The organism is Flavobacterium sp. YO12 (genome assembly GCF_004119495.1).
In the GTDB taxonomy this organism is placed as follows: domain Bacteria; phylum Bacteroidota; class Bacteroidia; order Flavobacteriales; family Flavobacteriaceae; genus Flavobacterium.
In genome coordinates this window covers 1-11,840 of sequence record NZ_NRQU01000097.1, presented here as the reverse complement: position 1 = coordinate 11,840, position 11,840 = coordinate 1, and the positions used below count along the sequence as shown (strand labels likewise).

10 protein-coding genes, 1 tRNA gene and 1 pseudogene are annotated in these 11,840 nt (G+C 30.6%); 5 read left to right on the top strand and 7 right to left on the bottom strand.

Annotated features, from left to right (window positions below; genetic code table 11):
* Nucleotides 1-362: 362 nt before the first annotated feature.
* Both BOW55_RS19725 and BOW55_RS19720 read right to left on the bottom strand, forming a co-directional pair.
* Entirely contained in the window at nt 363-821 is a 459-nt protein-coding gene (locus tag BOW55_RS19725; protein ID WP_129026062.1) for a hypothetical protein, read from the bottom strand.
* Nucleotides 773-2,479, bottom strand: coding sequence for a glutamine--tRNA ligase/YqeY domain fusion protein (locus BOW55_RS19720; protein WP_129026060.1), 1,707 nt, complete (start codon nt 2,477-2,479; stop codon nt 773-775). The genes BOW55_RS19725 and BOW55_RS19720 overlap by 49 nt, the downstream gene beginning before the upstream one ends.
* A 107-nt stretch (nt 2,480-2,586) precedes the next feature.
* Between BOW55_RS19720 and folB the strand changes: the two genes are divergently transcribed.
* Both folB and BOW55_RS20910 read left to right on the top strand, forming a co-directional pair.
* Nucleotides 2,587-2,946, top strand: a complete 360-nt coding sequence (gene folB / locus BOW55_RS19715) for a dihydroneopterin aldolase (protein WP_129026058.1) — start codon at nt 2,587-2,589, stop codon at nt 2,944-2,946.
* Between the two features lie 94 nt (nt 2,947-3,040).
* Nucleotides 3,041-3,111, top strand: a tRNA-Cys gene (locus tag BOW55_RS20910).
* A 263-nt stretch (nt 3,112-3,374) separates the two neighbouring features.
* On the opposite strand, the gene BOW55_RS19710 is transcribed toward BOW55_RS20910, so the two are convergent.
* The 3 genes from BOW55_RS19710 to rnr are packed head-to-tail and all read right to left on the bottom strand — an operon-like array spanning nt 3,375 to nt 6,931.
* Complete coding sequence (locus BOW55_RS19710; RefSeq protein ID WP_129026055.1) at nt 3,375-4,052, bottom strand: LysE family translocator; 678 nt, start codon at nt 4,050-4,052, stop codon at nt 3,375-3,377.
* Between the two features lie 6 nt (nt 4,053-4,058).
* Nucleotides 4,059-4,727 carry a head GIN domain-containing protein gene (locus tag BOW55_RS19705; RefSeq protein ID WP_129026053.1) on the bottom strand — a complete coding sequence of 223 codons (669 nt, stop codon included), beginning with the start codon at nt 4,725-4,727 and terminating at the stop codon, nt 4,059-4,061.
* Nucleotides 4,728-4,750: 23 nt separating this feature from the next.
* Nucleotides 4,751-6,931: a ribonuclease R gene (gene rnr / locus BOW55_RS19700; protein WP_129026051.1), complete on the bottom strand. Its 2,181-nt coding sequence runs from the start codon at nt 6,929-6,931 to the stop codon at nt 4,751-4,753.
* A gap of 110 nt (nt 6,932-7,041) precedes the next feature.
* Here rnr and BOW55_RS19695 point away from each other — a divergent pair, with 110 nt between their 5' ends.
* Both BOW55_RS19695 and rpiB read left to right on the top strand, forming a co-directional pair.
* A complete protein-coding gene (locus tag BOW55_RS19695) occupies nt 7,042-7,275 on the top strand; it encodes a DUF2007 domain-containing protein (RefSeq protein WP_129026049.1) in 234 nt (77 codons plus the stop codon).
* A gap of 778 nt (nt 7,276-8,053) precedes the next feature.
* Nucleotides 8,054-8,485, top strand: a complete 432-nt coding sequence (gene rpiB / locus BOW55_RS19690) for a ribose 5-phosphate isomerase B (protein WP_089053525.1) — start codon at nt 8,054-8,056, stop codon at nt 8,483-8,485.
* Nucleotides 8,486-8,626: 141 nt separating this feature from the next.
* Here the strand turns inward: rpiB and BOW55_RS19685 are convergent, their stop codons facing one another.
* Nucleotides 8,627-8,896 (bottom strand): DUF1294 domain-containing protein, encoded by a 270-nt coding sequence (locus tag BOW55_RS19685; protein ID WP_129026047.1) that lies wholly within the window; start codon nt 8,894-8,896, stop codon nt 8,627-8,629.
* Between the two features lie 114 nt (nt 8,897-9,010).
* Here BOW55_RS19685 and BOW55_RS19680 point away from each other — a divergent pair.
* A pseudogene (locus tag BOW55_RS19680) lies at nt 9,011-11,133 on the top strand (Tex family protein).
* A 25-nt stretch (nt 11,134-11,158) separates the two neighbouring features.
* Here BOW55_RS19680 and BOW55_RS20905 read toward each other — a convergent pair.
* A partial coding sequence (locus BOW55_RS20905) for a hypothetical protein (RefSeq protein WP_164975075.1) occupies nt 11,159-11,840 on the bottom strand: 682 nt, incomplete at its 5' end.

The following is an 11,840-nucleotide window of genomic DNA, read 5'->3' as shown; positions in this document are numbered from 1 at the left end:
AATAAAAATAACATAATTAAAATTGATATATAAAAAACAGCAATTTAGAAATTGACAAAAACTAAAAAAAGACAAATTATAATTTTCCTTAAAAAAGACAATCTTCAATTTTAAAAAATAATTTCTACTCAAAAAGAACGCAAAAAAACATAAAACAAAATCAAAAATTAAAATAAAGACTTCTGTTTTACTATTTTTAAAAATAGGATAATTTACATGGAAGAATTTTAAAAATCGCTTAAAATTAATATATTAAAGTCATTTTTAATTTATAAAACTTATAAAATATTAATTATTAATAGAAAAAATAAATAATAAAAAAAGCGCTTATAAAAAGCGCTTTTCAATAGATTACAATTATATTATTTTTTTATCATCTCGGCAAGAATTTCTATTTCTTTTTCGGATGCATTTTTTGGAGGATTTGAATGCAGTTTTGAAATTTGGTCTTCAAACTGATTTCTTAAATTTTCGTTTTCAATATTTTTTAAATTTAAAAGAGCTCTATATCTAACATAAGTCGATTCACTTCTTAAAGACATAGTATATAACTTTTTAATATCCTCTTCTTCAAAATCCGAAGATTTCCAGTTTGAATATTTCAAAATAAATAGAGCAAACAACAATGAAGCTTTATTATTGTTGATATTCTTTTTTAATGAATTCTGCAAAAGTGAAAAACTAGAAACAGCGGCTATATTCTCGCCTATTGCATCTCGAATTGCCAAACGTTCAGCTAAATCTTCTAATTTAAAATATTTATTAATATCTTTTAAAGAATTATTAATGCTATTCTCTTCTTTTTTACCTTTTCTTCCCAAGCATCTTTCAATCCAACAGTCTTGTTAAACACTAATTTTGAATTAGTTGAATCTTTATCAACAGTAAAATATCCTAAACGTTGAAACTGAAATTTGTCTTCATTTTTAGCTGTCGCTAAACTTGGTTCAACAAATCCAGTTACAATTTCTAATGAATTTGGATTCACAAAATCTAAGAAATTTTTCTCTTTATAACTGTCTGGAGCTTCATCTGTAAACAAACGATCGTACAAACGAACTTCTGCTTCAACCGCATGAGGGATAGAAACCCAATGTAGTGTTCCAGACACTTTTCTTTGACTTGCTTCTGTTCCGCTTCCGCTTAAAGAATCAGTATCATAAGTAACATGAATTTCTGTAATATTACCTTCTGAATCTTTTATAACAGATTCTCCTTTAATAATATATGCATTTTTAAGACGTACTTCTTTTCCTAAAGTCAAACGGAAATATTTCGCTGGAGCTTCTTCCAAAAAGTCTTCTCTTTCAATGTACAATTCACGAGAAAAAGGTACTTTTCTAAATCCTGCATTCTCATCTTCCTGATTATTTTCAGCTTCTAACAACTCCTCTTTTCCTTCAGGATAATTTGTAATTACCACTTTTACCGGATCTAAAACTGCCATTACACGAGGTGCAATTTTGTTCAAATCTTCACGAATACAGAATTCTAAAACCGATACATTTATTAAATTATCACGTTTTGCAATACCAATTGTATTGGCAAAATTACGTAAAGATGCAGCTGTGTAACCTCTTCTTCTTAATCCAGAAATAGTAGACATTCTAGGATCATCCCAACCGTTAACATGCTTTTCTTTAACTAGTTGCTGTAATTTTCTTTTACTAACAACGGTATGCGATAAGTTACGTCTAGCAAATTCTCTTTGCTTCGGACGTAGTTTATTTTCGTCTAAAATCTGATCTAAAAACCAATCGTATAATTCACGGTGAGGCAAAAATTCAAGCGTACAAAATGAATGTGAGATTTCTTCTAAATAATCACTTTGTCCGTGCGCCCAATCGTACATTGGATAAATTTTCCAGGCATCCCCAGTTCTATGATGATGTTTGTGTAAAATTCTGTACATAATAGGATCACGCATCAACATATTAGTCGATTTCATGTCAATTTTTGCACGAAGAATATGTGTACCAGCCTCAAATTCACCGTTTTTCATTCTTTCGAATAAATCTAAATTTTCTTCAACAGAACGATTTCTGTATGGACTATCTGTTCCAACTGTAGACGGAGTTCCTTTTTGAATCGCCATGTCTTCAGAAGACTGACTATCAACATAGGCTTTATCTTTTTTAATTAATAAAACTGCCCAATCATATAATTGTTGAAAATAGTCAGAAGCATAACGTTCTTCAGCCCATTTGTAGCCCAGCCATTCAACATCTTTTTTTATAGCATCAACAAATTCCTGTTCTTCTTTTTCAGGGTTTGTATCGTCAAAACGTAAATTTACAGGAGACTGATAATCAATACCTAAACCAAAATTTAACGCAATTGAACTAGCGTGTCCAATATGTAAATATCCATTTGGTTCTGGTGGAAAACGAAAATGAAGTTTACTTTGTGAAAGACCTGATTTTAAATCTTCCTCTATGATTTGTTCAATAAAATTGAGTGATTTCTCTTCTGATGCCATTATTTTATACTAATTTTAGCAAAGATAAAAAAAAGGTTTCAGGTTTCAGGTTTAAAGTTATTTAAGTGGCGCAAAACCTGAAACTTTAAACGTGAAACAATAAAAAAATGGGAGTTATAAAACTGAAAAATATCCGTACTTTTTCTTACCACGGATGTTTAATTGAAGAAGGAAAAATAGGATCAGATTATATTGTTGATCTAAAAATTAAGGCAAATTTACAGCAATCGGCGCAAAGTGATCATCTTGCTGACACAGTTGATTATGTTCATTTGAATAAAATTGTTGCTGAAGAAATGGCAATTCGTTCTCATTTATTAGAGCATGCGGCGAAAAGAATCATAATTCGTGTACTGGCAGAAATTGAATCTGTAGAAAAAACGACTGTTTGGGTTTCAAAAGTAAATCCTCCTATTGGCGGTGATGTTGAAACAGTTACCATAAAAATGACCGAAAAAAGAAAGTAATTCCTTTTTCATAAAATCTAATTTTTTAAAATAGTTTACATTAAACTTTTGAAATTTAAAGATTTTAGTTACTTTTGCCATCCGTTCAAGTAATGGCGTCGTGGCCGAGCGGCTAGGCTGGGCTCTGCAAAAGCTCCTACTCCGGTTCGAATCCGGACGATGCCTCAAAAAGAGATACAGAAATGTATCTCTTTTTTTTATGCCTAAACTTTCCACAATCTTGTCATTTCGACGAAGGAGAAATCACACACGTAAATCGACAAAGATTGGCGACTTACTTTGCGGAGCTTCTAGTGTGATTTCTCCCTTCGGTCGAAATGACAAACTATACGAAATAACCTTTACAAAGTTTTAAACTAACACTTTTAAACACAAAAAAACCTCTGAAATTCAGAGGCTTAATTTTATAATTTTGGGTTATTAACAAACTACTTTTCAATATTCTCAAAAGCATTTTTAACCATTTCTTTTTCTTTCGGAAACCATCCTTGAATCATTAAAACAAAACCGAAAACCATCAAAACTACACTAATTCCTTTTTTAATTTTTAGAATATTTGTTGGTGTCATTTTAGATTTTAATTGTTTGGCTAATAGAATTTTAACGCAGTCAACTAACAAATAAGTAATAATTACAGAGGTAAAAAAAGTAAACATTCTTGAATTTTGCATTTCTAATTTTGGTCCTACAGAAATAATAACTGCAAGCCAAAAACCAAGAACTCCAATGTTAATAACGTTTAGTAAAAATCCTTTTACAAACAAACTTCCATAGTTTCTTTTTAAGATATCTCGATCAATTTCTTCATCATTAATTTTCTCTTCTTTCTTCAGTTTTACAAAAGAAATAATACCATAGGAAAGCATAATTATGCCTCCAAAAATAAAAAGTGCGGGCTTGTCTTTTAAGCTTGAAATCAGTCTGTAACTTCCTAAATAAGCAATGGCAATAAAAAATATATCACCTAATACTACTCCAAAATCAAATACAATTGCAGCTCTAAATCCTTTTGTAATGCTGGTTTCTAATAAAACAAAAAATACCGGACCTACCATAAAGCTTAGAACAAGTCCCCATGGCAGTCCAGCCAGAATATCATTTATCATCAAAAATTATTTTACTTCTTCAATTTTACCACCAAAAACCGTTTTTTGGTTAATTTGTTTTGGTTTTCCATAAATGTAAATAGAGCCTCCTGCGCTAACTTTTGCATCGACAAGGGTTGATGCATTAACATCTGCTTTTCCGCCCGCAGAAACGCTTACTTTCGTCTGAGAAGTGGCTAATTTACTTGCCAGCAAATAACCGCCTGCTCCAAGACTTGCATCTTGATTGGAAGCTTTACCTGTCAATGTTATTGAACCTCCTGAAACTGAGCTTACATTAAGTTTATCAACATCTAAATCAACATTTATTTTTCCGCCTTCCTGAGCACTAACTTTAAAAACAGTTGCTTTTATAGGATCTTTACTTGAAACATAAGCACCTTCATTTACATCAATAAGCTCTATGCTTCTGTAATACAAAGTAATATCAAGATCATCACCAGATAACAGTTTAGGAAAAGGCATTCTTAATTTTAATAAACCTTTCTTGTTAACAACTTCAACTTCTGCTTCTCTTGCTCCTTTAATGACAATTTTGTTTTCAGAAGATTGAACTAATTTAACACTTAATTTATCAAAAACTTTAACCGAATCGAAATCTCCCAGTTCTTTAGTAACTTGACCAAAAGATATTTGTACAAATAAAATTGCTGCTCCAATAATTAGCTTTCTCATACTTTTATTTTTTTAATTAATATTTATTCAGCTCTTCGTAAAAAATGAAAATCAAGTTGTTTTTTAACTAAATCGGCATTTTTTACTTTAACATAAATTTCGTCTCCTAATTGTAAAATGCTGTTTGAAGTAGCTCCAACTAAAGCATATTGTTTTTCATCAAAAGTATAGTAATCATCTTTTATTTCTCTGATTCTTACCATTCCCTCGCATTTGTTAGAAACGATTTCAACATAAATTCCCCATTCAGTAACACCAGAAATAACTCCAAGGAATTCTTCATCTTGATGATCCTGCATGTATTTAACCTGCATGTATTTAATACTGTCACGTTCAGCATTTGTAGCTAAACCTTCCATATTTGAACAATGTAAACATTTAGTTTCATAAGTTTCTTCATCGACAGAAGCTCCTCCATCCAAATAATACTGCAGCAAACGATGTACCATAACGTCAGGATAACGACGAATTGGCGATGTAAAATGGCTGTAATAATCAAAAGCTAAACCATAATGACCAATATTATCTGTCGAATATTTGGCTTTACTCATACTTCTAATCGCAAGAGTATCGATTAAGTTTTGTTCTTTTTTACCATTTACTTCTTCCATTAAAGCATTCAATGATTTCGAAATATCTCCTTTGTTACGGAAATCTATTTTATAACCAAACTTAGCAATTACACCTTGCATTGCAATTAATTTGTCTTCGTTTGGCTCATCGTGAATCCTGTAAACAAACGTTTTCTTTTGTTTTCCAATGTATTCAGCTACTTTTCTATTGGCTAAAAGCATAAATTCTTCAATCAAATGATTGGCATCTTTTGAAACTTTAAAGTAAACTCCTTCTGGTTCTCCTTCTGCATCAAGATTAAATTTTACTTCAACTTTATCAAAAGAAATAGCACCATTCTGCATTCTTTTCTTTCTCAAAATCTTTGCTAATTCATCTAATTTTAAAGTTGCTTCTACAATTTCATCTGAAACTACATAAGAATCTCCAGTTATAGAAATATCAACAGGAATAGTATTATCTTTTGTTTCAATGATATATTGCGCTTCTTCATAAGCAAAGCGCTGATCTGAATAAATTACAGTTCTACCAAACCATTGGTTAATAACTTGTGCATTTGGAGAAATTTCAAAAACAGCAGAGAATGTATATTTTTCTTCATTCGGACGAAGTGAACAAGCAAAATTAGACAAAACTTCAGGAAGCATTGGCACTACTCTATCTACTAAATAAACCGAGGTTGCGCGTTGATAAGCTTCATCATCTAAGATTGTTCCTTCTTCTAAATAATACGAAACATCGGCAATGTGAATACCAATTTCATAATTTCCGTTTTCTAACTTTTTGAAAGACAACGCATCATCAAAATCTTTTGCATCTTTTGGATCTATCGTATACGTAAGTGTATCACGCATATCACGACGTTTTGCAATTTCAGATTCCTGAATTGAGGTATCTAGTTTTTGTGCATACACCTCTACTTCTACCGGAAAATCTGCTGGTAAACCGTATTCAGCTAAAATAGCATGAATCTCTGTATTATGTTCTCCAGGTTTTCCTAAAACTCTGATTACAGATCCAAAAGGACTATCAGCTCTTTTAGGCCAATCTTCTATTTTTACCAAAACTACATCTCCATTTTCAGCTTCACCAATTTTATCTTTTGGAATAAAAATATCAGTATACATTTTAGGATTTGCAGTCGAAACAAAAGCAAAATTGGGCTGAATATCAATAACTCCAACAAACTCTGTTTTATCTCTTTCTAAAACTTCAATTACTTCACCTTCAGGTCTTTTTCCTTTTCTTCTATTATAAACATAGACTTTAACTTTGTCTTTATCTAAAGCACGATTTAGATTATTGGTCGGGATAAAAACATCTTCTGCAAAATCAGGACAAATAAAATAAGCCGTTTTTCTGCTGGTCATATCAATTGTTCCTTCGTAATAATCCTGACTGATTGCTTTTATTAAATACTTACCAGGTTCAGATTCTATAATCTTTTTTGAAGCAGCTAGAATTTTCAAATCCTTTATAATTTGATTTCTGCTTTTAGTATCATCAAGTTCGAGCTTTGCTCCTATTTGCTTATAATTGAATGGTTTATTAGGGCTTTGCGATAAAATTTTTATTATTTTTCCAGAGAAATCCTTCTCATTTTTTATCGGCTTTCTAATTTTCTTACTCATATATCTTTTCTTATAAGGCTTAAAATTACAAATAAGATATTAGATAACACTTTTTAAAAATTAGAATTATTAAAAATATAACTTTTCGTACATTTACAAAAAGACCTAAAATGGAAAGCTTTCAAACCATCGCTATATTCAATTATCAGCACGAAACCGTAGTTCTCAAACACTTACTGGAACAAGAAGAAATTCCATATTTTTTTGAAAACGAAATGACACTTTCTGTTGTCCCAATGTACTCGACTGCACTTGGCGGAATCAAACTCAAAGTTCATCCAAACGATTTCGAACAAGTTCAAGAAATTCTAGACAACTTAAACAATCCACTTAAAATCGTTTAAACAGTTTCTTTTTTTCAAACTAAATTCATTTTTTTTCTTTTTAAACTTTTTTAGTTTTCAACATATATTAAATACAACAAAAAAGATTTTTAAAAATTTAAAAAAATTTGGTTGTTATTATAGTGTGTTAATATGTCGAATAAATTTATTTTTAAAAGTATTGAAATGAAGTTTCTCTTAGTTATTCTGAGTTATCAACATAGTTATTTTAAGCTAAAAGTTTAATTTTTAAGACTTTTTGTATTTTAATTAACAACGGTTGACAACCGAAAATGAATTCATTTTGTAGATAAGTTCATATGTTGATATTTGTTGAAAATGGTATTTTTGATATTGATAACTTTTCCAAAAATTCCCGAAACTTTTCTTGCATTTTAAATTCCAGTTTTGGATTAAGCATTTTTTTGACACGACCAAAAAAAACTTCTAATTTTCTTTTCCAACTTATTAACAAATAATGTTAACTTAAAGTTAATTGAATATCAACGAATTACGAATTGCTATTAACACTTTAAAATTTTAACAAAAAGCTGTTTATTCTTTAATTGATAATGAGATACTTATAGAGTTATTAAAAATGTTAATAAGTGATAAGGTTTTGATAGTAAGATAGTTGTAAAATAAGGGTTTCAGGGTATGAATTTCTAAAATGGAGCTTACAATTATGATTACTGTTTTTTAAAGTTAATAAGTATAAAATTTGTGAAAATTAGGGAAATTCGTGGTAAACATTTATTAATTGAGTAAATTTGCACAACACAACTTAATAGTATTAAAAATGAAAATTTCGATAGGAAACGACCACGCAGGACCAGAGTATAAAAAGGCAATTGTTGAAATGCTAAAAGCAAAAGGATATGAAGTAACTAATTATGGAACTGATTCTGAGGATTCTGTTGATTATCCTGATTTTGGGCATCCTGTTGCAAATGATGTATCTGAAGGAAAAGCAGATTTTGGAATCGTAATCTGCGGAAGCGGTAACGGAATTGCAATGACTGTTAATAAACACCCGAAAGTAAGAGCTGGTTTATGCTGGACTAAAGAAATAGCTTATTTAACACGTTTACACAACGATGCTAATATTGTGAGTATTCCGGCAAGATTTACTTCTATTCCGCAAGCTGTAGAAATTGTTGAAACGTTTTTAGCAACTGCTTTTGAAGGTGGAAGACATCAAAATAGAGTAAATAAGATTGCTTGTTCGTAAAACAAAAAAAAGGTGCTTCGCACCAATATATAATAAACACACCGGATAGATTTTTAAAATTTATCCGGTTTTTTATGTTTTTAAATTATTGTAAATCAGTTTTATATGTTCGTTTTTTGAGGTTGTCAACATTGTTAATATCTATATTTTATCATATACTATAAGGTAAATCAAAACGGCTTGAAGAATAAAAATGATTGAGAATTTTACAATAAATGACATTTTACTCGTTTTATGTCTAAAGATTAACATTGCTGTTAATAAACCAATTGTTCCGCCAATTGCTTCGAATAAAAAAAGTGTATTTTCGGGAACTCTTTGTTTGTTTTTTCGAGCTTGATATTTATCATATCCAGCGAGAATAAAAACGAAGATATTTACAAATAAAAAATACAGTAATAAAATTTCCATTGGTATAAAATTAAAAACAAAGATATTATTTTAGCAGAATCATTGGTAGTTTACTAAAATATTTAACAAGTAAATTATATCAATTTATAATTAAGAATTTATTTCATTAAAAGTATGACTAATATTCAATTCATTGCCAAGTCTGTTCAAACAGCAGCAATTAATATTCAAAATACCGTTAAATTATTAGAGGAAGATTGTACTATTCCGTTTATTTCTCGATATAGAAAAGATACAACTGGAAATCTTGATGAAGTTGTAATTGAACAAATTGCAAAACTTCAAAAAGAATATGAAACGCTTACAAAACGTAAAGAAGCTGTTCTAAAATCAATTGAAGAACAAAAAGCGCTTACGCCAGAATTAAAACAAAAAATAGAACAGAGTTTTGATCTGCAGGAAATAGAAGATTTTTATCTTCCATACAAAAAGAAGAAAAAACAAAAGCAGATGTTGCGCGCGAATTTGGTTTAGAACCATTGGCAAAAATAATAATGTCTGAAAATGATGTTGATGTAGATTTTATTTCGACGCAATACATCAATGAAAATGTTGTTAATGAAGAAGCTGCTATGCAAGGCGCACGAGATATCGTTGCAGAATGGATTAACGAAAATATTTACGTTCGTAAACAGCTACGTAGATTATATCAGCGAAAAGCAACTATTGGGACTAAAGTGGTTAAAAAGAAAGCGGAAGAAGAAGGAGCACAAAAATTCAGTCAGTATTTTGATTGGGAAGAACCTTTAACTAAAACACCTTCGCATAGATTGTTAGCTATGCTTCGTGCTGAAAATGAAGGTTTTGTTAAAATGAAAATTGATGTTGATATCGATGATGCTTACGATGTTATTGATGAAATTATCATTAAAAAACAAAACAGCACAACAGCTCATTTGCAATTAGCGATTGAAGACAGTTATAAACGTTTACTAAATCCAGCAATAGGAAATGAAACGTTGCAGGAAGCAAAAGCAAAAGCTGATGCAAATTCAATTCAAGTTTTTGCTAACAATTTAGGACAGCTTTTATTGGCTCCGCCTTTAGGCGAAAAACGAATTTTAGCAATCGATCCTGGTTTTAGAAGTGGTTGTAAAGTAGTTTGTCTGGATGAAAAAGGCGATTTGTTATACAATGAAACCATTTATCCGCACGCGCCTCAAAATGAGGAAACAATGGCAATCAAGAAAATCCGTTCAATGGTAAACGCCTATCAAATAGATGCGATTTCTATTGGTAACGGAACTGCTTCTAGAGAAACGGAATTTTTCATTAAAAAAATTGCGTTTGATAAACCATTGCAGGTTTTTATCGTTTCTGAGGCAGGAGCTTCTGTTTATTCAGCATCAAAAATAGCGAGAGAAGAATTTCCTAATTATGATGTAACAGTTCGTGGTTCAGTTTCTATTGGGCGTCGACTTTCAGATCCTTTGGCAGAATTGGTTAAAATTGATCCAAAAGCAATTGGAGTAGGACAATACCAGCACGATGTTGATCAAACGAAATTAAAAGAAGAATTAGATAATACTGTAATTCGATGCGTAAACTCTGTCGGAATTAATATTAATACTGCAAGTAAACATTTACTGAGTTACGTGAGTGGAATAGGAGAGAAGCTGGCAGAAAACATTGTGCAATATCGATCAGAAAATGGTCCTTTTGAAGATAGAAAGCAATTGAAGAAAGTTCCTCGTTTGGGTGATAAAGCATATCAGCAAGGCGCAGCTTTTATTCGAATTTCGAATGCTAAAAATCCATTAGATAATTCTGCGGTACATCCAGAAGCTTATCCAGTTGTTGAAAAGATGGCAAAAGATTTGAAACTTTCGGTAAACGATTTAATTGCAAACAAAGAGAAAACAGCGCTTATTAAGGCCGAAAACTATATTACTCCTGAAATTGGTTTACTTACACTGAAAGACATCATAAAAGAGCTTGAAAAGCCTGGATTAGACCCAAGAAAGTCGGCAAAGGTTTTTGAATTTGATGCGAATGTAAAATCGATTAAAGATTTAAAAACGGGAATGATTTTACCGGGAATTGTGAACAATATTACCAACTTTGGCTGTTTTGTTGATATCGGAATCAAAGAAAGCGGTTTGGTTCATATATCACAATTGAAAGCTGGTTTTGTAAGCGATGTAAACGAAGTTGTAAAATTACATCAGCATGTTGATGTAAAAGTTACTGAGGTCGATGAAGATAGAAAGAGAATTCAGCTGACAATGGTACTTTAGAAATGCTGTATTATTTGGATTGGCTTTAAGATAAGTCAATCCAATAATGTGTTAAGTTGATTTTATCAAGGTTAATTCTTGAATGTGTTGAATAATATTTGGTTATTTTATTTTGTGAAAAAGATTGGTTTTGAATCAGTTTATCTTCAATAGACCAAGATAGTTGCGAGTTTGAACTTTCCTTAATTTGTTCATCAATCCATTCATTAATCTTGTTGTGCCAATGGCTTGAATTATCTTGTTCAATGTAAGCCACCATTATACTAAAAGGAAATTGTTCTTTGCCTCCATGGTCTCCAGTTTTGAAACGCTCTATTCCTCCTTTTTTAGTTGAATTTTTATAACAAACATATTCTGTCTCTTGACTTGCTGAATAAATAGGTGTAGGAAGTCTTTTAGCTTCAATAAAACAAATACACTTGTACTTTGAATATTTTAAAGAAATCACTCCAATATCTGTTGATTTGTTAGATTCTATTGTTTTATATTGAAACTTAAAATGAAACTTATTTTCATTTTTTGGAATGTCGAAATTTAGAAATGAGTCAAAAGCATTTGTTATGTCATCTTCGTTTTTTAATTCTTCATTTTTTATTAGTAAAGTCTTATTTTCTTCCTCATATTCCTTTTTAAATTTAAAAAAAGCATCAATATTATCATCAAAAACGTGAGTTAAATTTTCGTAAATGACATCTAATGAAGGTGTC

What these genes read in the sequence shown, in the direction of transcription:
- folB (WP_129026058.1), top strand. Translation starts at nt 2,587, where the DNA reads ATGGGAGTTATAAAACTGAAAAATATCCGTACTTTTTCTTACCACGGA.
- rnr (WP_129026051.1), bottom strand. Translation starts at nt 6,931, where the DNA reads ATGAGTAAGAAAATTAGAAAGCCGATAAAAAATGAGAAGGATTTCTCT.
- BOW55_RS19685 (WP_129026047.1), bottom strand. Translation starts at nt 8,896, where the DNA reads ATGGAAATTTTATTACTGTATTTTTTATTTGTAAATATCTTCGTTTTT.
- BOW55_RS19710 (WP_129026055.1), bottom strand. Translation starts at nt 4,052, where the DNA reads ATGATAAATGATATTCTGGCTGGACTGCCATGGGGACTTGTTCTAAGC.
- BOW55_RS19720 (WP_129026060.1), bottom strand. Translation starts at nt 2,479, where the DNA reads ATGGCATCAGAAGAGAAATCACTCAATTTTATTGAACAAATCATAGAG.
- BOW55_RS19695 (WP_129026049.1), top strand. Translation starts at nt 7,042, where the DNA reads ATGGAAAGCTTTCAAACCATCGCTATATTCAATTATCAGCACGAAACC.
- BOW55_RS19705 (WP_129026053.1), bottom strand. Translation starts at nt 4,727, where the DNA reads ATGAGAAAGCTAATTATTGGAGCAGCAATTTTATTTGTACAAATATCT.
- rpiB (WP_089053525.1), top strand. Translation starts at nt 8,054, where the DNA reads ATGAAAATTTCGATAGGAAACGACCACGCAGGACCAGAGTATAAAAAG.